Genomic DNA, 21,010 nt, shown 5'->3' on the forward strand with positions numbered 1-21,010 from the left:
ATCGCAATGAATCAGGGCCGGTAGGAGTGGGCGGCTCGCAAGCTGTTCGCGGCACAGCGCAGCGTTTGGTTCGCCGTTCGGACCGCGTTCGGTAGCGTCATACACCGTTCGGCAGCGCTTTGCGCAAAGCGTTAAAATCGCCCACCACATCCAAGATGTCGGCGGCACCTGAAGTCCTTTCGTCGCGCGTAAAGTTTTTACGAACGACCGTTCACAAAATTACGTTTTGCGCTAAACTGGCACGCAAGCCCTGATTCCACATGAAGGTCCTCGATTTACAGTGTCCGCATGGCCATCGGTTCGAAGGCTGGTTCGCTTCGGCTGATGACTTTGAATCGCAGCAGTCCCGCAAACTGGTCGAATGTCCGATTTGCGGAGCAAACGAGGTGAGCCGTTTGCCGTCGGCTCCGCGCCTGAATCTGTCGGGTGCGGCCGAGACGAAAATGCCGGCGGGCTCAGGCGAATTGCAGGCGCGCGTCATGCGTGCGTTGCGCGAGGTATTGGAGAAGACGGAGAACGTGGGCGACCGCTTCGCCGAGGAAGCGCGGCGTATTCACTACAACGAAGCGCCCGCGCGCAATATTCGCGGTGTCACGACACCCGAAGACGCGCGAGCTTTGGTCGAAGAAGGCATCGAAGTGATGCCGCTGCCGGTCCCGGCTGCCTTGAAGGAACCGCTGCAATAGCGCAGTGGCTCCCTGGCGGTGGGTGGTTGCGGCCAGGAGACACTACGCATGAATCTGGATTATTCCCCCGCTGACAAGGCGTTCCGCGCCGAGATCCGCGCCTGGCTCGAAGCGAATCTGCGTCGCGAGTTGAGCGAAAAAGTACTCAACCATAAGCGTTTAAACCGCGAAGACTTCGCAAGCTGGCACAAGCTGCTGGGCACGCGAGGCTGGTCCGTCGTCGCGTGGCCGAAAGAATATGGCGGTCCCGGCTGGGACGCGACTCAACGGCATATATGGGACGAAGAATGCGCGCGTGTCGGCGCGCCGACCGTGTTGCCGTTCGGTGTGTCGATGGTGGCGCCCGTTCTCATGAAATACGGCAACGAGGCTCAGAAACGCTACTACCTGCCGCGCATTCTCGACGGCACCGACTGGTGGTGCCAAGGCTATTCGGAACCTGGCTCAGGCTCCGATCTTGCGTCGCTGCGCACGCGCGCCGAACGTGTCGGCGATCACTACGTGGTCAACGGCCAGAAGACATGGACCACGTTGGGGCAGCACGCCGACATGATGTTCTGCCTCGTGCGCACGGACAGCGGCGCCAAGAAGCAGGAAGGCATCTCGTTCCTGCTGATCGACATGAAAACGCCGGGTATCACCGTTCGGCCGATAGTCACACTCGACGAAGATCATGAGGTCAACGAAGTCTTCTTTGAAGACGTGAAAGTGCCCGTCGAGAATCTGGTCGGCGAGGAAAATCGTGGCTGGACTTACGCGAAATATCTGCTCGGGCACGAGCGCACCGGCATTGCGCGTGTGGGTCAGTCGAAGCGCGAACTTGTGTTTCTGAAACGCCTGGCGCTGGATCAGAAAAAGAATGGCAAACCGCTACTGCACGATCCTCTATTCGCCGCGAAGGTCGCGAATCTGGAGATCGAATTGATGGCGCTCGAAGTCACCGTGCAACGCGTGGTCGCCAATGAAGCTGGGGGACGCGGCCCTGGGCCGGAGGCGTCGATGCTGAAGATCAAGGGCACCGAAGTGCAGCAGGCGCTGACCGAGCTCATGTTCGAAGCCGTCGGCCCGCTGGCGGCACCGTTCGACGTCCCGTTCCTCGAAGGCGAACATGAACACAGCGTTGGAGGAGATGACGATGCTGCACCGTTGGCCGCCTATTACTTCAACTTCCGCAAGACGTCGATTTATGGCGGCTCGAACGAAATTCAAAAGAACATCATCGCGCAGATGATTCTCGGGCTTTGAGGAGCGGCGCATGGACTTCACTTTTAACGACGAGCAACAGCAATTTGCCGACGCGCTGCGCCGCTATCTCGACAAGAGCTACAGCTTCGAAGCGCGCCAGGCGATCGTGCGATCGGAGGCCGGTGTGTCGGACGCGCATTGGTCGGCCTTCACTGAATTGGGCCTGACGGCGTTACCAGTGCCGGAATCTCAAGGCGGCTTCAACGGTGGCCCGGTCGACATGCTGGTGGTCATGCAGGAGTTGGGTCGTGCCTTGGTGGTCGAGCCATATTGGGCGACGGCGGTCGGCATTGAGGCATTGCGCCTCGCGGGCACTGGGCAGGGCGAAGACGCGTCGCTGCTCGAACGGGCGGCACAAGGCGAGATCAAGCTTGCGGTGGCGTTTCACGAGCCGCACGCGCGCTATGATCTGTTCGAGCTTGCAACGACCGCGACAGGGCAAGGCGAACAGCAGACGCTGACCGGTACGAAGTCGGTCGTGCTGCACGGCGCGCAGGCTCACTACTGGGTCGTGCCTGCGCGGTCGAATGGTGAAATCGCCTTGTTCGTCGTGGCGCGCGGTGCGGGCGGCGTGAAAGTCACTGACTACCGCACCATCGACGGCCAACGCGCCGCAACGCTCGAATTTCACAGTACGCCTGCACGCCGTTTGAGCGGCCCGCACTCGGGCGCCGCGGCGTTGGAACACATAGCGGACTGCGGCACGCTGCTGTTGTGCGCCGAAGCGATTGGCGCGCTCGACGCACTGAACGCCGCCACCGTCGACTACACGAAGACGCGCCAGCAGTTCGGCCAGCCCATCGCGCGTTTCCAGGCATTGCAGCACCGCATGGTCGAGATGCTGATTCACGCCGAGCAGGCGCGCTCGGTCACGTACCTAGCCGCAATGCGCTACCCCAGCGAAGACGCAGACGAACGTCGCCGCGCGATCTCCGCCGCAAAGGTGCGCGTCGGCCAAGCCGCGCGTTTCGTCGGGCAGCAGGCGGTTCAATTGCACGGCGGCATGGGTGTGACAAACGAAGTCGCAGCTGCGCATCTGTTCAAACGTCTCGCTATTATCGAAACGACATTGGGCGATGTCGATCATCACCTCGCGCGGTTCACCGCGCTTCCCGGTTTTGTCAGCACCGAAGTATGATCGGCCAGTGGAATCGACCAGCAAGGAGATATAGCGATGGCTTTGAGTTACGAGGACATGACGGTCGGCTCAACGACCGAGATCGGCAAGCACACTTTTACTCGCGAGGAGATTGTCGAATTCGCGGAGAAGTTCGACCCGCAGCCATTCCATCTTGACGAAGCCGCAGCGGCCGCATCGCCATTCCGCGGATTGGTGGCAAGCGGCTGGCACACATGTTCGGTCATGATGGGCATGCTGGTGCGTAATGTGCTCGCGGGATCGACGTCGATGGGCTCGCCAGGCGTCGATGAAATACGCTGGCTCAAGCCGGTACGCGTCGGCGATACGATTACCATGACCAATTCCGTGCTCGAGAAGCGCATCTCGGAGAGCAAGCCGGATCGAGGCATCGTTTCGACGCAGTGGCAAGGTATCAATCAGCATGGCGAAACGGTGATTACGGTGCGCTCCAAAGGTTTGTTCGGCTTGCGCAATCCGGGCGCTTCATCATGACGATGGGCAGTGCGTCGCCTGCTGCCACGTTGCGCGATGCAGTGGCGTTGCGTGCGCTCGTCGGCGGCGAGCCGGTTGTTAGCGATTGGGTGACGATCGATCAGCCGAGCGTCGATCGTTTCGCCGAAGCCACGGGCGACCATCAATGGATTCACGTCGACCCGGAGCGCGCGCGGCGCGAATCCCCGTTCGGCGGTGCGATCGCGCACGGGTTCATGACGCTCTCCCTGATTCCCGCGTTGCTCGAGAGAACGGTGCGGCTCGAGCAACGCGTGGGCGTCAACTATGGGCTGAATCGCGTGCGGTTTACATCGCCTGTGCCGGTCGGCTCGCAATTACGCGCTAGTTTCGCCGTCGCGTCCGTCGCCGATGTCGAGCATGCTGGCGTGCAGGTGGTGTGGAATGTCACGCTGGAGCGGCACGGCAATGAACGGCCGGTCTGCGTCGCGGAATTCATCACCCGTCATTATTTCTGACGCTCCAGTGTCAGCCTGCCCCAAGAGCGCGAGCAACATGCACGCTAGCGCTTGTGCCCCGATGTCAAGACGCTGTTCAGCGGACGCCGCGCCGATGCGAACGCTCTAATGCTTCGCGTATTGCGTCGCGCCGAACAGCATTTCTTTGGCCTTGTCGTCCATCAACGGCTTGCGAGCCGACGCGAGCACGTCGACGCCGCGCACAACCGCCGGACGCGCGGCGATTTCTTCATGCCATCGCTTCACGTTCGGAAACGCGTCGAGTTCAATACCCTGGTTTTGCCACGAGCGCGTCCATGGAAACGAGGCGATGTCCGCGATTGTGTAGTCGTTGCCGGCGAGGTATTGAGTCTTACCAAGCTGCTTATCCATTACGCCATATAGGCGCCGCGTCTCGTTGGTGTAGCGGTTGATCGCGTACTCGATCGGCTCGGGCGCGTAGATGCGAAAGTGATGCGTCTGCCCGAGCATCGGGCCAAGGCCGCCCATCTGAAACATCAGCCATTGCAGTACGGAATAGCGCGCAGCCGGATCGGTCGGCAGAAAGCGGCCGGTCTTCTCGGCGAGATAAATCAATATCGCGCCCGACTCGAACAAGGCGAACGGTTTGCCGTCCGCGCTCCTGGGGCCGTCGGAATCCACAATGGCAGGGATCTTGTTGTTCGGGCTGATGTCGAGAAATTCGGCCTTGAACTGATCGCCAGTGCCGATGTTCACAGCGTGCACCGCGTACTCGAGGCCCGTCTCCTCGAGCATGATATGAACCTTGTGGCCGTTGGGCGTCGCCCAGCTATAGACGTCGATCATCCTCGCTCCTTGAGTTCGTTAAAGCGGCGCCCCGAGGAGCGCCGCGCTTCACGAAAAATTAGAGCATAGTTCGCACGATGCTGCTGACGGCGCCTCCAGGGGCGACAAGTGAAACCTTGCCGCTAACAGAACTCAAACAGACCTTCTAAACAGAGATTCAAACGGGACTTCAAGCGCAAGTTCAAACGCGAGTTCACCCAGAACGTCAAACGCGCGTGACCGGCGTCTCCGTGCGAGCCGCCGCGCCCGGTTCCATATAGCGTGCGAGTTCCAGCTTCGCGATCGCATTGCGATGCACCTCATCGGGACCATCGGCGAAGCGCAGCGTCCGTGCCGATGCATAAGCGTACGCGAGCGGGAAATCGTCGCTGACGCCGCCGCCGCCGTGTGCCTGAATCGCCCAGTCGATCACTTGACACGCCATGTTCGGCGCCACGACCTTGATCATCGCGATCTCGCCGCGCGCACCTTTATTGCCGACGGTGTCCATCATGTATGCCGTTTTCAGCGTCAGCAGCCGGGCCTGTTCGATCATGCAGCGCGCCTCGGCGATGCGCTCCTGCGTAACGCCCTGCATGGCGACTGGCTTGCCGAACGCAACACGCTGCATCGACCGTTTGCACATCAACTCGACAGCGCGCTCGGCAAGGCCGATCAGACGCATGCAATGGTGGATGCGTCCAGGTCCGAGCCGGCCTTGCGCGATGTCAAAGCCGCGGCCTTCGCCGAGCAGCATGTTGGTCGCGGGCACTCGCACATTCTCGAGCGTGATTTCCATATGGCCATGCGGTGCATCGTCGTAACCGAACACGGAAAGCGGACGGCGCACGGTGATGCCGGTAGCGTCGGCGGGAATCAGGATCATCGACTGTTGCTGATGCCGCGGCGCCTCAGCATCGGTCTTGCCCATCACGATGTAGATCTTGCAGCGCGGATCGCCCGCGCCCGATGACCACCATTTGTGCCCGTTGACCACGTAGTAGTCGCCATCGCGCACGATGCTCGTCTGGATATTGGTTGCATCCGACGATGCGACCTCCGGCTCAGTCATTAGAAACGCTGAGCGAATATGCCCTTGTAGAAGCGGTTCGAGCCACTCGCGCTTGTTCTCTTCGCTGCCATAGCGCTCAATTGTTTCCATGTTGCCCGTGTCAGGCGCATTGCAGTTGAACACCTCGGGTGCCCAAGGCACCCGGCCCATGATTTCACACAGCGGCGCGTATTCGAGGTTGGTCAGCCCGGCGCCGCGCACCGAGTCGGGCAGAAAAAGATTCCACAGGCCGGCGTCGCGAGCCTTCTGCTTGAGTTGCTCGATCAGTTCAGTCGGCTGCCATGCATTGCCGTTCTGCCGATTGTGCGCAATCTCCGCATAGAACGCGTGCTCGTTTGGATAAATGGACTCGTCGAAGAAGGCGAGCAGCTTTTCGCGCAACGCCTGAACCTTCGGGGTGTAATCAAAATTCATCTATAACCTCGCGGATAACGGACGACATTGAATGTAGGCGCTGTTCGAGGCGCGAAAGCGTGCGCAAGCGTGCTCAAACGGGGCCGAGCATGCTAAAACGCGGTCAACGCACTTTCTGCGCATAACGCCAGGCGAGTTCGGCCATCGGCTTCGCGCGCCGGCCGGCGTCGAGTGCCTGCGCGCTTGCCGCGGTGCCGTCGACCACACGCTTCATGATTCCCTGCAGAATCGCGGCGATGCGGAACATGTTGTAGGCCAGGTAGAAGTTCCAGTCGCCGTGAATTTCGAAGCCTGTGCGCTTGCAATAGCGCTCGACGTATTGCTGTTCGTCGGGAATTCCAAGCGCCGCCCAATCGAGACCCGCGATGCCGCGGAACTGCGCGGGATCGACATGCCACGCCATGCAGTGATAGGCGAAGTCAGCGAGCGGATCGCCGAGCGTCGACAGTTCCCAATCGAGCACGGCAAGCACTTTGGGTTTCTCGCGATCGAAGATCAGGTTGTCGAGCCGGTAGTCGCCATGCACGATCGACACGCGCTCGCCGGTTTCCTCCGGCATATGCTGGGGCAGCCAGTCGATCAGGCGTTGCATGGCATCGATAGACTCGGTTTCGGACGCGATGTACTGCTTGCTCCAACGGCCGATCTGACGCGCGAAATAGTTGCCCGGTTTGCCATAGTCGGACAGACCCACGCGCGCCGGATCGACGCTGTGCAGGGCGGCGATCACGCGGTTCATTTCGTCGTAGATCGCGCTTCGTTCATCGGCAGTCATGCCGGGCAGCGACTGATCCCACAGCACACGGCCCTCGACAAACTCCATCACGTAGAACGCGCGGCCTATCACGCTTTCGTCCTCGCACAATGCGAGCATTTTCGCGACCGGCACGTCGGTACCGGCGAGCGCATGCATGACGCGGTATTCACGTTCGACGGCGTGCGCGGACGGCAACAGCTTGGCGGCCGGCCCGGGCTTCGCGCGCATCACATACGCACGCGACGGCGTGACCAGCTTGAAGGTCGGATTCGACTGACCGCCCGCGAACTGCTCGACCGTAAGCGGCCCCGAAAACCCATCGACATGTTGCGTGAGCCACGCGGCGAGCGCGTCGCGGTCGAAGCGCTGCCGCTCATTGACCGGGCGTGTGCCCTCGAAGGCTGAATAATCCGCTTGCTGTTCCGGCTCGCCGCTCGGTGGGGCTTGCACCATGTGTCTCCTCCGGTTGGGTTTCAGCTACGCGTGTATTGGATGAATTGTGCGTAGAGGATTTCCATCGTCGTATTGCGGATGTCGCGATGCAGCGGCGACGGCGGCGAATAATTGATCGCGCGCAGCACCCAGTCGCGCGGTGCGGCGCCGACATCGAGCGCATTGATGCAGCCGGTAGCCTGCGCCAGATGACCGAAGAAAGTGCGCCCGCCGGCGGTGAGCGCATGAGAGAGAATCGCGCGATTCACGCCGCCGTGCAGCACGAGCAGCACCGTGTCCCAGGAGGTGTCCTCGCGCAACGCCGCCACGGCGGGCAGCACGCGATCGAACAACTCGCCGATCGTCTCGCCGTCGAGAAACCGCGTGCTTTCCGGCACGATACCGTCGAACACGCCGAGAAAAGCGGCTTCTATATCCTGCAGCGGAATATGGCGCAGCTTGCCGCCACGAATCTCCTGCCATGCAGGTTCGATTTCGAGCTGGATCTGCTGACCCGTTTCGGCCAGCACACGCTGCGCGGTTTCAACGGTGCGCGGCAAACCACTTACGATCACGCGGTCGAAGCGCACCTGCTGCTCCGCAAACACGCGGCCCGCGGCGCTGGCCTGCTCGCGGCCGTTGGCGTTCAACGGCACGGTTTCCGGTTCGATCGTGCGGCCGGAGTCGTCGAAATACGTGACGTCGCCGTGACGCATCAGAAAAATGCGGCGGCGTTTGGGCAGTTGATAGGCGGGCATGGTCACTCGTTCACTTATAGACAGGCGCGCGTTTTTCGAGGAATGAGGAAATGCCTTCAAGGCCTTCGCGATGATGCAGCGACGCGACGAAGTTATCGCGCTCCGCAACCAGATGATCGGCAAGCGGCTGAGTACCGGCGGCACAGATCAAGGTCTTGATGCGCGCGATCGAATTCGGCGAGATCTTGCCGAGTTCGTCGGCCCACGCGACGGCCGCATCGCGCGCGGTGCCGGGCTTGGTCAGTTTGTTGACGACACCCAGTTCGTGCAAGCGTGCCGCGCCGATCGGCTTGCCTTCGATCAGTACTTCCGTGGCCAACTGGCGAGGCAGCGCCTGGGCCAAGAACCATGAGCCGCCGCCATCGGGCGTGAGGCCGACGCGCGCATATGACATCACGAACTTCGCGTCGTCCGCGGCAACGAGCAGGTCGCACGCAAGCGCGAGAGAGAACCCGGCGCCGGCTGCGGCGCCGTCGACTGCTGCGATCACCGGTTTCGATGACAGCCGCAGCGCCGAAATCCACTCCGCTAGCAAATCGATACTCTGCGCCTGGACCGAAGGATCCTTCGCGCGGTTTTCAAGCAAGCGGTTCAGATTGCCGCCTGCGCAAAAAAAGTTGTCCGCACCCGCGATCACGACGGCGCGGATCGACGGATCGCGTTCCGCCGAATCGAGGGCTTCGATCCCGGCTGCGTACATGTCGGGATGTAATGCGTTGCGTGCGCCGGGGTTGGACAGCGTGAGGACCAGCGTCGATTCGCTTTCGGTGGGGCGCGAGGTCAGCAGTTCGGCGCTCATTGTTGCGTCTCCGTTTTCTCTGTTTGCGTGTCGGCAGCGTCGCACAGAGTCAGCGACATGCCAAGTTGCGCGCGCCTTGCGAGCCACGGCGATGGACGGTAGCGCGGATCGCCGAGCACGTCGAACATATTGCGCAGGATCGTGAGAATGGTCCTGGCGCCGAGCGCGTCGCCAAGAGCCAGCGGCCCGCGTGGATAGCCGAGGCCGAGCATGACGGCGAGGTCGATGTCTTCGGGTGTCGCGATCTGCTTCTGTGCAATGTCGCAGCCGATGTTGACGATCGTCGCCACCACGCGTTGCGCGACGAAGCCGGTGGAGTCGCGGATCACGGTGACGGGCACGCCGTCGGCGGCAAAGAGCGCATGGCCGGCGTCGCGAGCGGCGCGGGTGGTCGCGGGCGTGGTCATCAACGTGCGGCGTTGCGCGCCCACGAGCGGAAAGAGCGCGTCGATGGCGACGACGCGGCTCGCGTCGAGCGCTTCGTCGACAGCGGCGGTGGTCGCGTCGTGGCCGAACGGCGTGACGACGATCAGCGAGTCTGCGGCGGGCGCGGCGCCGTCGTCGAGCTTCACGCCGGCTTTACCGACGATCTCCACGACGGCTTCGTACGCCTCGCGATAGCGCTTGCTGACCCACACGCTTGCCGGCAGCGTGGTCGGCGCGGGTTCTTCCGCAGGCGCCTGCTGCTTGCCGTCCTGATAGCGATAAAAGCCTTCGCCGGTCTTCCGGCCGAGCAGTCCGCCCGCGAGCCGCGTGCCCGTAATAGGCGAGGGCGTGAAGCGCGGCTCTTCATAGAACTGATGGTAGATCGACTCCATTACCGGATGCGATACATCGAGCGCGGTCAGGTCGAGCAGTTCAAAAGGGCCGAGACGAAAGCCCGCCTGCTCGCGCATGATGCGGTCGATGTCCACAAAGCTTGCCACGCCTTCGCCCGCCACGCGCAGGCCCTCGGTGTTCATACCGCGACCGGCGTGATTGACGATGAAGCCGGGCATGTCTTTCGCGCGCACCGGCGTGTGGCCCATGCGGCGCGCGAGGTCCATCAATGCGTCGCCTGCCTGGCGGTCGCTGCGCAGGCCGTCGATCACTTCGACGACTTTCATCAACGGGACCGGATTGAAGAAGTGATAGCCGACCACGCGCGACGGGTCGCTACAGCCGGCCGCAATCGCCGTGATGGACAGCGACGACGTGTTCGACGCGAGTACGCAACGGCCGCTGACCACGGTCTCGAGTTCGCGAAAAAGCGTCTGCTTTACTTCCAGTTTTTCGACGATCGCCTCGACGACCAGATCGCAATCCACCAGATCGTTGATCGCATGCGCGGCGGTGACGTTCGCGAGCGCCGCCAGCGAGCGCGCCTGGTCGAGCTTGCCTTTGGCGGTCAGTTTGGAGAAAGTCTCGGCGAGATAGTCGCGCGCGGCGCCGATGGCGGCGGGGTTGGTGTCATAGAGACGGACGGCGAGGCCCGCAAGCGCCGCGATCTGTGCAATGCCGCGGCCCATTGCTCCGGTTCCGACAATACCGATAGTCTCGATGCTGAAGTTGCGAGAGGTCATTGTGTTGCTCGACTCCATGGTTATTTTAGAATAGCACGCTCGTACAATTGACCTGATGACCGCCCGACGGCTGCCATATCAATCCCGGTCCGCGGTCACACCGAATAAAAGGAGACGACGATGATCAAGCTGTGCGGTTTCGCGCTCTCTAACTACTACAACAAAGTCAAGTTCGTCCTGCTCGAACACGGCATTGAGTTCGAGGAGGTGTTCGTGCAGCCGAGCCAGGACGAGGCTGTGCTCGAACACTCGCCGCTTGGCAAAGTGCCTTATCTGCAGACCGAAGAGGGCGATCTGTGTGAATCGCAATGTATTGTCGAGTACCTGGCGGCGCGCTTTCCCGACAAGGCGATTTTCTCCGCCGATCCGTGGCAGGCCGCGAAGGAACGCGAGCTGATCATGTTCGTGGACGTGCATCTCGAACTGACGGCGCGCAATCTCTACAAGGAAGCGTTTTTTGGCGGCACGGTGACTGACGCGACCAAGGGCCGTGTCGAGAAACTGCTCGCGCATCACATTGCCGGTTTCAAGCGGATCGCGAAGTTCACGCCGTATTTGCGCGGCGAACGGTTCAGTGTCGCAGACGCGGCGGGTTATGTGAGCTTGCCGCTGGTCGGCATGGCGACACAGGCCATCTACGGCCGCGATTTTCTGCTCGACGCCGGTGTCGACTGGAAAGGCTATGTGAAGGCGATCAACAGTCGACCCGCCGCGCAGCGTGTGACCGAAGACCGAAAGGCGTATATCGCGGCGTCGCGTCCGGCCTGACGGATCACGCTGGGAGAGACAACACGAATCGCGGCGTTCGACAACGCACGCATTGGCCGCTGCGCGCGATGGCGAGGAACGTGGGTTCGTTCGCAGCATCGCGCGTGACATCCTAGAGCCGCGCCAGCCGTTCGAGTGCGGTGGCGAGCGTGCTTTCCTGCTTGGCGAAACAGAAGCGCACCACGCCGGACTCGTGCGTCTCGTGATAGAACGCCGAAACTGGAATTGCCGCGACGCCGATTTCGCCGGTCAGCCACTGCGCGAATTCGGCTTCGGGCAGATCGCTGATGGCCGAGTAATCGACGCACTGAAAGTACGTGCCGGTACACGGCAGCAGCTTGAAGCGCGAATTCATAAGGCCGTCGCGAAAGAAGTCCCGTTTCTTCTGATAGAACGCCGGCAGTTCAAGATATGGCGCCGGGTCTTTCATATACCCGGCCAGGCCGATCTGCATGGGTGTGTTCACCGTGAACACGTTGAACTGGTGCACCTTGCGGAACTCGGCGGTCAGCGCGGCGGGCGCCGCCACGTAGCCGACCTTCCAGCCGGTTACGTGATACGTCTTGCCGAAGCTCGACACGACGAAACTGCGCTGCGCCAGTTCCGGATAACGCGCCACGCTCTCATGCGGCGCACCGTCGTACACCATGTGTTCGTAGACTTCGTCCGACAGAATGAGCACGTTGGTGCCGCGCACGATTTCTTCCAGCTTGCGCATGTCTTCGGCGCGCCAGACGGTGCCGGTCGGATTGTGCGGCGTGTTGATCAGCAGCAGCCGCGTTTTCGGCGTGATGGCGGCGGCGAGCTTGTCGAACGGGATTGCATAGTCGGGCGCGTCGAGTGTGACGAATACCGGCTTGCCGCCCGCCAGTTCGATCGACGGAAGGTAGCTGTCATACGTGGGTTCGATCACGATCACTTCGTCGCCGGAATGCACCGTGCAGAGAATCGCGGTCAGCAGGGCCTGGGTCGCGCCCGCTGTGACCGTGATTTCCGTGGTGGCGTCGTAGCGGCGGCCATACAGGTTTGCAATCTTGTCAGAGATTGCTTCGCGCAGCGGCGCGGCGCCTGCCATCGGCGGATACTGATTGTGACCGTCGCGCATTGCGTTCGCGACCGCATCCACGATTCGCGGGTCGCAGCAGAAGTCGGGAAAGCCCTGGCCGAGATTCACCGCGCCTTTCTCGGCGGCAAGAGCGCTCATTATGGTGAAAATCGTGGTGCCGACATTCGGCAGACGCGAAGGAAACGAGGGACTCATGGGCGTGTCGTGCGGTGCATTCATGGCGCTGTTCGGGCGTGACGAGTGAGTGGGTGGGTGAAGGCATCGTTTTCAAACCGGCGAAGCCTGATTGTAGGGAATAGCGGCGCTATGTGTGCGCTTGCGGTGCGTCGTTGACCGTTTGGCCAGGGTTATGCCGGGCTTTGCGCAGGCGCGGCGGCCGCGCTCATTGAACCGCTGATCGAAGCGGCGAAAGGCGCCGGCTGAGCGATCTGAAACCCGAAATCGCGCGCAATCCGCTTCGCCAGCTTCAACACCGCACGATCTTTCGAAACGAGCCAGTCAGCCTGCGCGGCGTGCGCGAGCTCGAGAAACTTCTGGTCGTCGCGGTCTTTGCATTTCGGCAACGGTCTCGCGTCTTCCGGTTGCGCTGGGGGCTCTACGAGTTGCGCCAGTCGCGCGACGATCGCGAGCGCGGCGGACTTGTCCACGTTCCGATCGACGAACTGCGGATAGTCGAGCACATAAGTCAGTTCGGCGAGGCAGCGGGCGTCGATCAGTGCAGCTAGCGTGCCGCTTTCGAGCGCGGCGCGGATCGGCCGCGTGTGCGGATCGTCGAACACGAGAATGTCGATCCACACGTTGGAATCGAGAACGACGCGCAAAGCGCCGCGTGAGGCATGGGAACCGGGCATTCGATACAATCTGGCTTTCGTCTTTGACCGCCAGGCACGGCGTGCCTGCAAGCCTCTATGATAATCGTTCTGTCGCCGGCGAAATCGCTCGACTACGAAACACCCCCGCACGTCAAGAAGCACACAATCCCCGATTTTGTCGACGATGCCGCCGAATTGATCGGCGGTTTGCGCCGTTTGTCGCCACAGCAGATCGCCTCGCTGATGAGCATTTCCGACCAGTTGGCGCACCTCAATTTCGAGCGGTACGCGCAGTGGTCGCCGCGCTTCGGCACGGACAACGCCAAGCAGGCGGTGCTTGCGTTCAATGGCGACGTATACGAGGGTTTCAACGCGAAAACCTTGTCGTCGGCCGATCTGGATTTTGCGCAGAATAACGTGCGCGTGTTGTCCGGGCTGTATGGTTTGCTGCGTCCGCTCGATTTGCTGCAGCCCTACCGGCTGGAAATGGGTACGCGTTTCGCCAACCCGCGCGGTAAGGACCTTTACGCGTTCTGGGGCGAGCGGATCACGCAGGCGTTGAACACCCAATTGAAGAAGCGCCCCGCGAAGTCTCGCGTGCTTGTGAATTGCGCGTCCGGCGAATATTTCAAATCGGTCAAGCCGAAACTGCTTGAAGCGCCCGTCGTCACACCGGTATTCGAGGACTGGAAGGGCGGCCGCTACAAGATCATCAGTTTTCATGCGAAACGCGCGCGCGGTTTGATGGCGCGCTACGCAGTGGAAAACCGCCTCGACAAGCCCGAGCAACTGAAAGAGTTCGACTCCGAAGGCTATGCGTTCGACGCGGAAGCCTCGAACGATTCCACGTACGTATTCCGCCGCCGCGTCGCCGAATAAGCGGCGTGCCGCGCAGCGGTGTGCCGCCCTACGGATTGCCGCTCACATATGCAGGGAATGACATCATGAGTTTATCGATTACGAGCAACTTCGACGCGGGCGCAATCGAGGTGCTGTCCTGCGCCGAGGCGGGCAACATCCGCTTGCGAGTGCGGCCCGACAGCCACGCGGAGTTCGCGCAGTGGTTCTACTTCCGGTTGTCCGGCGCGGCGGGCGAGCGCTGCGTAATGACGTTCGAAAATGCGGCCGCGTGCGCGTTTGCGGAAGGCTGGCGAGACTACCAGGCAGTGGCCAGTTACGACCGCGTGAACTGGTTTCGCGTCCCCACGGCTTATGACGGCCGTGTGCTGACGACCGACCATACGCCGGAGTTCGATCGCATTTATTACGCGTACTTCGAACCGTATAGCGAGGAACGTCACGCTGAATTTCTCGGCGCAGTGCAACAGATGCCGCAGGCCACGCTTACCGAATTGGGCACGACCGTGGAAGGCCGGCCGATGTCGCTGCTCACGCTCGGCACACCGCAAACCGGCGACGCTCTGAAGAAAAACATCTGGCTGATCGCGCGCCAGCATCCCGGCGAAACGATGGCCGAATGGTTCATCGAAGGTCTCGTGAAACGCCTTGTGGGCTGGGGCGATTGGGCCGGCGATCCGGTCGCGCGCAAACTGTACGATCACGCCGTGTTTCATATCGTGCCGAACATGAATCCGGACGGCAGCGTGCGCGGCAACCTCCGCACCAACGCGGCGGGCGCGAATCTGAATCGCGAGTGGATGGAGCCCGACGCCGCGCGCAGTCCCGAGGTGCTGGTGGTGCGCGACGCAATTCACGCGACCGGTTGCGACCTGTTCTTCGACATCCACGGGGATGAGGCGCTGCCTTACGTTTTCGTGGCCGGCTCAGAGATGCTCCCGGGCTTCACCGAACGGCAAGGCGAGGAGCAGAAGGCATTCATCGAAGCGTTCAAACAGGCGAGTCCCGACTTTCAGGACAAGTATGGCTACGCGGCAAGCAAGTATCGCGAAGATGCGCTCAAGCTGGCTTCGAAATATGTCGGCAACGAATTCGGCTGCCTGTCGTTGACGCTGGAAATGCCGTTCAAGGACAACGCCAACTTGCCGGACGAACGAGTGGGCTGGAATGGCGAGCGCAGCGCGTCGCTCGGTGCGGCGATGCTGCAAGCCATTTTGCGGCACGTGGAGACGTTTGCCTGATTTGCGGCGAAGAAGGGGGCACACGCCGGGTTGCGTGTGCCTCTTTTTTATTGGCTGGATGGTCTGGCCCGCGGGCCGCTTTATGTGCGCGGCGGATCTTTTCGCCGATGGCCGCCGAGATTGCTCGGAATGCTGCATTGCTGGTGACGCTGCTATCCCTCATGTCGCGAGCATTGGCGGCGTGCAGGATTGGCAGCGTTGTCTCCCGGCTAATGCTTTTTCTTCGCCGGCGCTTTCTTGCTGGACGATTTGCTCGAAGCGCTTTGCGACGACTCCTTCTTGGTGCCTTTGCCGCTCGCCGCCTGCTTGCCCTTGACCCCACGATGCTTGCCCGACGTAGCGCGCGATTGCGAAGGCTCCGAGCTGCGCGCTCGCGCGGGTGGCACCGGATCGTTCCAGCTAAACGCCAGCATCTGCGTACCCACGTAGCCGCAGCGGAACTTCAGGTCGGCAGCATTGCCGCCGCTTTGACGAATGCCGAGCCCCTCGACGGTAACGATGTTGTCCACCTTGACGCGTTGCTTGCCCTCGTCGAACGAATCGTTCCACGGTGTGATCGAGGCGTGCGCGCTGTCGAACGAGCTAGGGGGAAATTCCACATGATCGAACGCGGTCGAAGTGCTTGCGACAAAGTTGCCATGAGCGGCGCAGTCCGCCACGAGCGGGTCCGCATGCATTTCATTGACAAGTCTGTTGACGAGGTCGTTGTGCTGCTCCAGTTGGTCGGCGAGCGCGGGAGCGGTGCATACGAGCGAGAGACTCGCTGCGAATGTTGCCAACCGGCCGACCAACCGCAGCAATCGGCGCGGTACGTTGGTGCAATCCATCTAGTTCGTTAGACGCTAATGGGACGTGAGGCACGTAAGATGCTTGGCGGCGCGCTTGAGTTCAATCGTGCCGCAACTATTTTTTACCGCGGTTCTCGCCGCTTTTTTTTCGTGCCGAGCGCGTGTACAAGGCATTAAAGAGACAAGCTCACGATCACCTGAATCGTGCGTTGAAAGTCGCGCCACTGTCACGTGCGCGGTCCGCCCAACCGGTATCGCCGCACATCATAAGTGGTGACCCATGCCGGGCGGTAGACCGCGATCAATGCCGTCGACATTCCCGTGAACCAGGCCTCGCCCGTGGCGAGGAGAAGCACGCTCAATGCGTAGCCGGCGGGTACGACGGTCATGGAACCGTCCGCGAGCGCAACGTGAACGCCGAGCGCCGCGGCCGCCGTGAGCGACACTGCGATAGCCGGCGACACGAACCCCTGGCCGAAGATGAACATGAAAAGATTACGCGGTAACCAGGCAATGCTTGCTCGCTGAAGCAACGTCGAGATGCCGACCGGCACTGCGCCAAACACAAGGAAAGTGAGCGCGATGCCTTGCCACGGAGCGTCGAAAATCACGCCGGCCAGGCCAGTAACCACCGCCATTGCAATCAGTGCCAGTGCCCAGTCGAACAGCGTGACCACCAGGGTCGCGCCGAGCAGATGCATGACGGTGCCGTCGTCGAGCCAGGCGTTGCTTGCCCATAGCACCGACACAGCGACGATGATCGCCAGCCAGACATGCTGCAACGTGCCGTCCTGAAGTCGTTTGAAAGGGTTTTTCCACAGCGCGAGCGCGACCACTATCGCGGTGACGGTCCAGCCACCGACAGCGATCCAGAACGGAAGCGGTGTGTAGAGGAAACCCATGAGTCTCATATTACTCGTTGGATAAGAAAAGGTGTGAGCGGATTCCATGCCAGCCGATGCATGCGCTGGCAGAAATCGCGCATCACGCTCCCGGTGCGTGGGCTGTCATGTCACGTGGAGCCTTCCGTGACCGGCTCCGACGCGACGTCATCGGCCGGCGCGTCGTCGTAGGGCGTGCCCGGTTCGGCTGCCATCGGCAAAGGGGCGGCCGCGTCGTTAGCCGATAGCGGATACTGGAAGCGCCGGGGCGGGACGCGCCGCAGCGGCACTACGCCGGCTTGGCCCATGACCGGACGCAGCAGGCTGTCTCCTTTGCTGCGCAGTACTTGCAAATGGTTTGTCAGCCAGCCGTTGTAAAGCGCGACCGCCGCGGCGCGATTGGGCGCGCCCAACTGCTGGAATATGCTGGTCAGATGGATCTTGACCGTGCCCTCGCTGATGCCCAGCGTGCGCGCGATCATCTTATTGGTGCTGGCCCATATGGACGCAGCGCATGATCTGCTCCTGGCGAGGCGAGAGTCCGTTGGATAGCCTGGTGCGGCGCGGTGGCGGATTCTTTCCGTCGAACGGTCGGATAGCGGTATCCGACCGCAGCGGCGGGTTGAGCGCCAGCGCGCCAGACGGCACATAGTGCCCGCCGAGCAACACCATTTCAAAGGCGCGCACGATCAGGCAAGGATCGGTTTCGCGCGGCACGACACCGAGCACGCCTTCGTCCATGAGCTCGCTCACGGCCTTGGGCGAGATCTCGTCGGTGAGCACTGCAATGCGCAGGTCAGGGTAATGACTGAGCAGATGCCGGATGTCAGCAACCGACATCCAGTCCTGCCAGTCGACCACCAGCAGATCAGGCCACTGACGCTTGAGCGTTCGCTCGACCTGACGCCAGTCTTGTGCTTCGTTGAAACGCGCCAGCCGGTTGATCTGCCGTAACAGCGCTTTGAGCCCATCGCGGCGTTCCGCGTCTGAGTTGAGTATCGAGAATCGCATGCATGTCTCCAGATAAATCGGGCGAAGTGGCGCGATGCACTTGCCGGGCGTGTGAGCCAGGCGCGTTGCGATGCGTCGCCGTCTCTATAATGACAAATTCCCTTCGATTTGACGGCCTGTCCAAAAGGCATAAGAGGAATGACGTATAAAAAAGCCCCGCGCGGGCGGGGCTTCTTATACGACAAGCGGCGCACCAGGGCGCGCGGTTGCCTAGTGGAAGTGCGGCTGCGCGGGTTCGGCGTCTTCCGGCATTTCCGCGTGAACGATTTCACCGAGCGGATCGGCATACAGTGGCACGCCACAGTCATCGCAATATTCAGGCTCGAACCGGCCCGCGTGGCGGCGCACATCCGTCACCCCGGTTTCTTTGAGCAGCGCGACGATTTCCTCGAGCGGGGCGTCGGGCGCGGCGGTCTCCTGCGGCTCTTCGTCAATGCCGGCTTCGCCGTTCTCACGACCGTAAAGCGGCCACACGACGCCGTAGATCACCTCGTTGCTGCCCCGGCGCGTAAAGCCGACGCGGTATTCGTCGATGCGGCGCTCCCCGAAGCCGGCGACGACTGCGCGCAGTTCCTGCGGCGCCGCGCCAATTGTGTCGAACAGATAACGCACCGCGGTACGGACGGTGTGAGGGCGCACCCGTTCGTCGGCGTCTCGGCAGGCCGAATAATAGGCGTCGGGCAACAGGCACTCGAACTCGCAGCCAGGCAGCACCAGCGACAAATTGGCGCCGCCTTGCGTGGTCCATTGTTCGAGGCATTGCCCGCGTTCGATGCGGCTGCCGTGCTCCTCTTCCTGCCAGCGAAAGCTCGGTTCACCGACAGGCGCCGCGACCACGGCAAGCAGGAAGCGCGGGTCAGCGAGAATCGGCGAAGTTTCCGGCAGTTCGCCGAAGTTGAGCTTGAGGTTGCCGCCGGCCATGGCTGCCTGCGCAAGTTGCTGCGCGATGCGCCACGTCTCGACGTGATGGCGGGGCAGTTGGTCGATGCTATACAGGAACGGAGCCATGGCGACGCGCGTGTTGGCCGCGAGCACGTGCGCCTGCAGGTGCGCGCGCAGCGCGTCTGCCGCGTCGGCTTTGAGCGGACCGGACGGAATCATGTAGCGAGTCCAGGCCAGCACGGGCGCCGCAATCAGCAATGCCTCATACGTCACGCCTTCATGCTCGATGACGAACGACTCGCTGTGCGTTTCGGCCATGTCGGCGAGCGCGCCGTAAGCATCGGGATGATTCTGCTGCAGATGGTCGAGCGCTGCGTCGAGCGTAGTCTGGTTGGCGTTGCGCACGATCTTGGCCAGCAGCGCGTCGAGTTTCGCTTCCCAGAAGCGGTCTTCGGTGCGGCTGCCCGACGCGAAAAGCGCGAGCGAAAGACCGACAAGTTTGTCGGCATCGGGGGGGAGACGTTTGGCGATTCGCGAGCGCATAAATCCGGAAATTGGGAGGCACAGAACCTTATATTGTAGTCGTTTCCGTGACGCCATATTGTTTGGCACGAAGTGCCGGATGAATTGGGACGTTTCTTCACGAAAATTCAGACCGCCGACGGATGTCCCATAGCCCGCCGGTCGCAGCTTCGTCAAATAATATAAGGCGGTCGGAGAACGGAGGTCGCTTCTATATAATGGCCGTTTTTGACGGGCGCCGACAGGCGTTCGTACTTGTCGCCGTGGTCTGGCGTAACAGGAGATTCATTGTGAAATCGGACCAACTGATCGAACGTCTGGCCGCGGTGTTTGCGTTGATTGTCCTGGTGGGTGGCTCGTTACTGGTGCTCGCACCTTTTACGACCGCTTTGCTATGGGGCGCGATTCTCAGCTATAGCTCGTGGGGGCTCTACCGCAGGCTGACCGTGGCGGTTGGCGGAAGGCGTAAGTGGGCTGCCACTTTGATCGTCCTCATCATCCTGATTGTGGTGCTCGGACCGTTTGTCTATGCGGGCTTTGCATTTGGCGCGCACGTTCACGACATAGTTGCGCTGGTGCAAAGGTTGTTCGAAGCAGGCTTGCCGGATTTGCCGCCGTGGGTGGCGCGAATTCCAGTGGTCGGCTCGAACATAGAGGCGTTCTGGGAGCATCTGACAAGCAGCAATTCGGAACTGATTGCGCAGTTGCGTACGCTTGCGGCGCCTGCTGGCAAGTGGATTCTGGCGGCAGCGATTGCTGTCACGCACGGTCTTGGGCTGTTGGCGTTGAGCATTGTGCTGGCTTTCTTCTTTTACACCGGAGGAGAGGGCGCGGGCAGGTGGCTGAACGCAGGCATGCGGCGTATCGCCGGTGAGCGTGCCGATTATCTGTTGGCGCTGGCGGGCAGCACAGTCAAGGGCGTGGTCTATGGCATTCTGGGCACCGCGCTCGTGCAGGGAATTCTCGCGGGATTCGGCTGCTGGATCGCCGGGGTGCCCGCGCCTGCATTGCTTGGACTGGCGACGTTTTTCTTGTCGGTAATACCGGGCGGCCCGGTGATCGTATGGCTGCCGGCGGCGATCTGGCTTTATCACGGCGGCGCAACGGGATGGGCAATCTTCCTGGTGGTGTGGGGAGTGCTGGCTGTCGGTATGTCGGACAATGTTATCAAGCCGATTCTGATCGGCAAGAATAGCGATATGCCGTTGATCCTTGTCATGCTGGGCATCCTGGGGGGTGCGTTCGCGTTCGGCTTCCTCGGCGTTTTCATCGGGCCGACGTTGCTGGCGGTGGCATACACGGTGCTGCACGACTGGACCATCGGCGCCACCGCTGCCGGCACCGCGCCCGGCGTCAAACCTCCCGTTGCCGAAGAAATAGGCCGCATAGAAAAGACGCCTTGAATAAAAGCAGATAACGCTTGCAAGGCGCGGACCGGCTCGCTAGAATCTCGCTCTTTCGTGCTCCGGACGCCGGGGCACGGGAAGCGGGAGAGCCAGCAGTGGCAAGGCTTCCAGCGGTGGCGGCAGGTTCGGTCAGTAAGAAAAACCTGTTGACGGCG

At 61.6% G+C, this 21,010-nt stretch carries 20 protein-coding genes and 1 pseudogene; 9 read left to right on the forward strand and 12 right to left on the reverse strand.

Features of this window, described 5'->3' with window-relative positions; genetic code table 11:
* Positions 1-260 precede the first annotated feature (260 nt).
* Genes C0Z16_RS23675 through C0Z16_RS23695 form a run of 5 tightly spaced genes read left to right on the forward strand, consistent with a single transcriptional unit; the run spans position 261 to position 4,040 of the window.
* Positions 261-686: a DUF1178 family protein gene (locus tag C0Z16_RS23675; RefSeq protein WP_102634490.1), complete on the forward strand. Its 426-nt coding sequence runs from the start codon at positions 261-263 to the stop codon at positions 684-686.
* A 48-nt stretch (positions 687-734) separates the two neighbouring features.
* Positions 735-1,931 carry an acyl-CoA dehydrogenase family protein gene (locus C0Z16_RS23680; protein WP_102634491.1) on the forward strand — a complete coding sequence of 399 codons (1,197 nt, stop codon included), beginning with the start codon at positions 735-737 and terminating at the stop codon, positions 1,929-1,931.
* Between the two features lie 10 nt (positions 1,932-1,941).
* The gene (locus C0Z16_RS23685) at positions 1,942-3,069 is read left to right on the forward strand and encodes an acyl-CoA dehydrogenase family protein (RefSeq protein ID WP_102634492.1); all 1,128 of its coding nucleotides are present in this window, start codon (positions 1,942-1,944) and stop codon (positions 3,067-3,069) included.
* 36 nt (positions 3,070-3,105) lie between these two features.
* A complete protein-coding gene (locus tag C0Z16_RS23690; protein WP_102634493.1) occupies positions 3,106-3,564 on the forward strand; it encodes a MaoC family dehydratase in 459 nt (152 codons plus the stop codon).
* The gene (locus C0Z16_RS23695; protein WP_102634494.1) at positions 3,561-4,040 is read left to right on the forward strand and encodes a MaoC family dehydratase; all 480 of its coding nucleotides are present in this window, start codon (positions 3,561-3,563) and stop codon (positions 4,038-4,040) included. Before C0Z16_RS23690 ends, C0Z16_RS23695 begins: the two co-directional genes overlap by 4 nt.
* Positions 4,041-4,145: 105 nt before the next feature.
* Here the strand turns inward: C0Z16_RS23695 and C0Z16_RS23700 are convergent, their stop codons facing one another.
* The 6 genes from C0Z16_RS23700 to C0Z16_RS23725 form a co-directional block, all read right to left on the reverse strand.
* The gene (locus C0Z16_RS23700) at positions 4,146-4,847 is read right to left on the reverse strand and encodes a glutathione binding-like protein (RefSeq protein WP_102634495.1); all 702 of its coding nucleotides are present in this window, start codon (positions 4,845-4,847) and stop codon (positions 4,146-4,148) included.
* 205 nt (positions 4,848-5,052) lie between these two features.
* Entirely contained in the window at positions 5,053-6,312 is a 1,260-nt protein-coding gene (locus C0Z16_RS23705) for an acyl-CoA dehydrogenase family protein (protein WP_102634496.1), read from the reverse strand.
* Between the two features lie 103 nt (positions 6,313-6,415).
* On the reverse strand, positions 6,416-7,522 hold the full coding sequence (locus C0Z16_RS23710; RefSeq protein WP_102634497.1) for a phosphotransferase: 1,107 nt from the start codon (positions 7,520-7,522) through the stop codon (positions 6,416-6,418).
* Between the two features lie 20 nt (positions 7,523-7,542).
* The gene (locus tag C0Z16_RS23715; protein WP_102634498.1) at positions 7,543-8,259 is read right to left on the reverse strand and encodes a histidine phosphatase family protein; all 717 of its coding nucleotides are present in this window, start codon (positions 8,257-8,259) and stop codon (positions 7,543-7,545) included.
* A gap of 10 nt (positions 8,260-8,269) precedes the next feature.
* Positions 8,270-9,058 (reverse strand): oxepin-CoA hydrolase, alternative type, encoded by a 789-nt coding sequence (locus C0Z16_RS23720; RefSeq protein WP_102634499.1) that lies wholly within the window; start codon positions 9,056-9,058, stop codon positions 8,270-8,272.
* Positions 9,055-10,620 carry a 3-hydroxyacyl-CoA dehydrogenase gene (locus C0Z16_RS23725; RefSeq protein ID WP_102634500.1) on the reverse strand — a complete coding sequence of 522 codons (1,566 nt, stop codon included), beginning with the start codon at positions 10,618-10,620 and terminating at the stop codon, positions 9,055-9,057. The genes C0Z16_RS23720 and C0Z16_RS23725 overlap by 4 nt, the downstream gene beginning before the upstream one ends.
* A gap of 120 nt (positions 10,621-10,740) precedes the next feature.
* On the opposite strand from C0Z16_RS23725, the gene C0Z16_RS23730 reads away from it, so the two are divergent.
* Positions 10,741-11,388 (forward strand): glutathione S-transferase family protein, encoded by a 648-nt coding sequence (locus C0Z16_RS23730; protein WP_102634501.1) that lies wholly within the window; start codon positions 10,741-10,743, stop codon positions 11,386-11,388.
* Positions 11,389-11,500: 112 nt separating this feature from the next.
* Here the strand turns inward: C0Z16_RS23730 and C0Z16_RS23735 are convergent, their stop codons facing one another.
* Positions 11,501-12,673, reverse strand: a complete 1,173-nt coding sequence (locus tag C0Z16_RS23735; protein WP_102634502.1) for a pyridoxal phosphate-dependent aminotransferase — start codon at positions 12,671-12,673, stop codon at positions 11,501-11,503.
* Positions 12,674-12,801: 128 nt separating this feature from the next.
* Complete coding sequence (locus tag C0Z16_RS23740; protein ID WP_102634503.1) at positions 12,802-13,305, reverse strand: putative toxin-antitoxin system toxin component, PIN family; 504 nt, start codon at positions 13,303-13,305, stop codon at positions 12,802-12,804.
* 57 nt (positions 13,306-13,362) lie between these two features.
* Here C0Z16_RS23740 and yaaA point away from each other — a divergent pair, with 57 nt between their 5' ends.
* Both yaaA and C0Z16_RS23750 read left to right on the forward strand, forming a co-directional pair.
* On the forward strand, positions 13,363-14,145 hold the full coding sequence (gene yaaA, locus C0Z16_RS23745) for a peroxide stress protein YaaA (RefSeq protein WP_102634504.1): 783 nt from the start codon (positions 13,363-13,365) through the stop codon (positions 14,143-14,145).
* Positions 14,146-14,210: 65 nt separating this feature from the next.
* Entirely contained in the window at positions 14,211-15,365 is a 1,155-nt protein-coding gene (locus C0Z16_RS23750) for a M14 family metallopeptidase (RefSeq protein ID WP_102634505.1), read from the forward strand.
* Positions 15,366-15,574: 209 nt separating this feature from the next.
* Here the strand turns inward: C0Z16_RS23750 and C0Z16_RS23755 are convergent, their stop codons facing one another.
* From C0Z16_RS23755 to C0Z16_RS23770, 4 genes and pseudogenes are all read right to left on the reverse strand, one after another.
* The gene (locus tag C0Z16_RS23755) at positions 15,575-16,192 is read right to left on the reverse strand and encodes a BspC domain-containing protein (RefSeq protein WP_102634506.1); all 618 of its coding nucleotides are present in this window, start codon (positions 16,190-16,192) and stop codon (positions 15,575-15,577) included.
* A 188-nt stretch (positions 16,193-16,380) separates the two neighbouring features.
* Positions 16,381-17,055, reverse strand: a complete 675-nt coding sequence (locus C0Z16_RS23760; protein ID WP_102634507.1) for an energy-coupling factor ABC transporter permease — start codon at positions 17,053-17,055, stop codon at positions 16,381-16,383.
* A gap of 110 nt (positions 17,056-17,165) precedes the next feature.
* Positions 17,166-18,045 (reverse strand): annotated as a pseudogene (locus tag C0Z16_RS23765) (LuxR C-terminal-related transcriptional regulator).
* A 210-nt stretch (positions 18,046-18,255) separates the two neighbouring features.
* Positions 18,256-19,470, reverse strand: a complete 1,215-nt coding sequence (locus C0Z16_RS23770; protein WP_102634508.1) for a DUF2863 family protein — start codon at positions 19,468-19,470, stop codon at positions 18,256-18,258.
* Positions 19,471-19,739: 269 nt separating this feature from the next.
* Here C0Z16_RS23770 and C0Z16_RS23775 point away from each other — a divergent pair, with 269 nt between their 5' ends.
* Positions 19,740-20,852, forward strand: a complete 1,113-nt coding sequence (locus C0Z16_RS23775; protein WP_102634524.1) for an AI-2E family transporter — start codon at positions 19,740-19,742, stop codon at positions 20,850-20,852.
* The last annotated feature ends 158 nt before the right edge of the window (positions 20,853-21,010 follow it).

The sequence above is a fragment of the Paraburkholderia rhynchosiae genome (genome assembly GCF_002879865.1).
GTDB classification, from domain to species: domain Bacteria; phylum Pseudomonadota; class Gammaproteobacteria; order Burkholderiales; family Burkholderiaceae; genus Paraburkholderia; species Paraburkholderia rhynchosiae.

Excerpts from the sequence above, each read along its gene's own strand:
- C0Z16_RS23675 (WP_102634490.1), top strand. The coding sequence starts at position 261 with ATGAAGGTCCTCGATTTACAGTGTCCGCATGGCCATCGGTTCGAAGGC.
- C0Z16_RS23680 (WP_102634491.1), top strand. The coding sequence starts at position 735 with ATGAATCTGGATTATTCCCCCGCTGACAAGGCGTTCCGCGCCGAGATC.
- C0Z16_RS23685 (WP_102634492.1), top strand. The coding sequence starts at position 1,942 with ATGGACTTCACTTTTAACGACGAGCAACAGCAATTTGCCGACGCGCTG.
- C0Z16_RS23690 (WP_102634493.1), top strand. The coding sequence starts at position 3,106 with ATGGCTTTGAGTTACGAGGACATGACGGTCGGCTCAACGACCGAGATC.
- C0Z16_RS23695 (WP_102634494.1), top strand. The coding sequence starts at position 3,561 with ATGACGATGGGCAGTGCGTCGCCTGCTGCCACGTTGCGCGATGCAGTG.
- C0Z16_RS23700 (WP_102634495.1), bottom strand. The coding sequence starts at position 4,847 with ATGATCGACGTCTATAGCTGGGCGACGCCCAACGGCCACAAGGTTCAT.
- C0Z16_RS23705 (WP_102634496.1), bottom strand. The coding sequence starts at position 6,312 with ATGAATTTTGATTACACCCCGAAGGTTCAGGCGTTGCGCGAAAAGCTG.
- C0Z16_RS23710 (WP_102634497.1), bottom strand. The coding sequence starts at position 7,522 with ATGGTGCAAGCCCCACCGAGCGGCGAGCCGGAACAGCAAGCGGATTAT.
- C0Z16_RS23715 (WP_102634498.1), bottom strand. The coding sequence starts at position 8,259 with ATGCCCGCCTATCAACTGCCCAAACGCCGCCGCATTTTTCTGATGCGT.
- C0Z16_RS23720 (WP_102634499.1), bottom strand. The coding sequence starts at position 9,058 with ATGAGCGCCGAACTGCTGACCTCGCGCCCCACCGAAAGCGAATCGACG.
- C0Z16_RS23725 (WP_102634500.1), bottom strand. The coding sequence starts at position 10,620 with ATGACCTCTCGCAACTTCAGCATCGAGACTATCGGTATTGTCGGAACC.
- C0Z16_RS23730 (WP_102634501.1), top strand. The coding sequence starts at position 10,741 with ATGATCAAGCTGTGCGGTTTCGCGCTCTCTAACTACTACAACAAAGTC.
- C0Z16_RS23735 (WP_102634502.1), bottom strand. The coding sequence starts at position 12,673 with ATGAATGCACCGCACGACACGCCCATGAGTCCCTCGTTTCCTTCGCGT.
- C0Z16_RS23740 (WP_102634503.1), bottom strand. The coding sequence starts at position 13,305 with ATGCCCGGTTCCCATGCCTCACGCGGCGCTTTGCGCGTCGTTCTCGAT.
- yaaA (WP_102634504.1), top strand. The coding sequence starts at position 13,363 with ATGATAATCGTTCTGTCGCCGGCGAAATCGCTCGACTACGAAACACCC.
- C0Z16_RS23750 (WP_102634505.1), top strand. The coding sequence starts at position 14,211 with ATGAGTTTATCGATTACGAGCAACTTCGACGCGGGCGCAATCGAGGTG.
- C0Z16_RS23755 (WP_102634506.1), bottom strand. The coding sequence starts at position 16,192 with ATGGATTGCACCAACGTACCGCGCCGATTGCTGCGGTTGGTCGGCCGG.
- C0Z16_RS23760 (WP_102634507.1), bottom strand. The coding sequence starts at position 17,055 with ATGGGTTTCCTCTACACACCGCTTCCGTTCTGGATCGCTGTCGGTGGC.
- C0Z16_RS23770 (WP_102634508.1), bottom strand. The coding sequence starts at position 19,470 with ATGCGCTCGCGAATCGCCAAACGTCTCCCCCCCGATGCCGACAAACTT.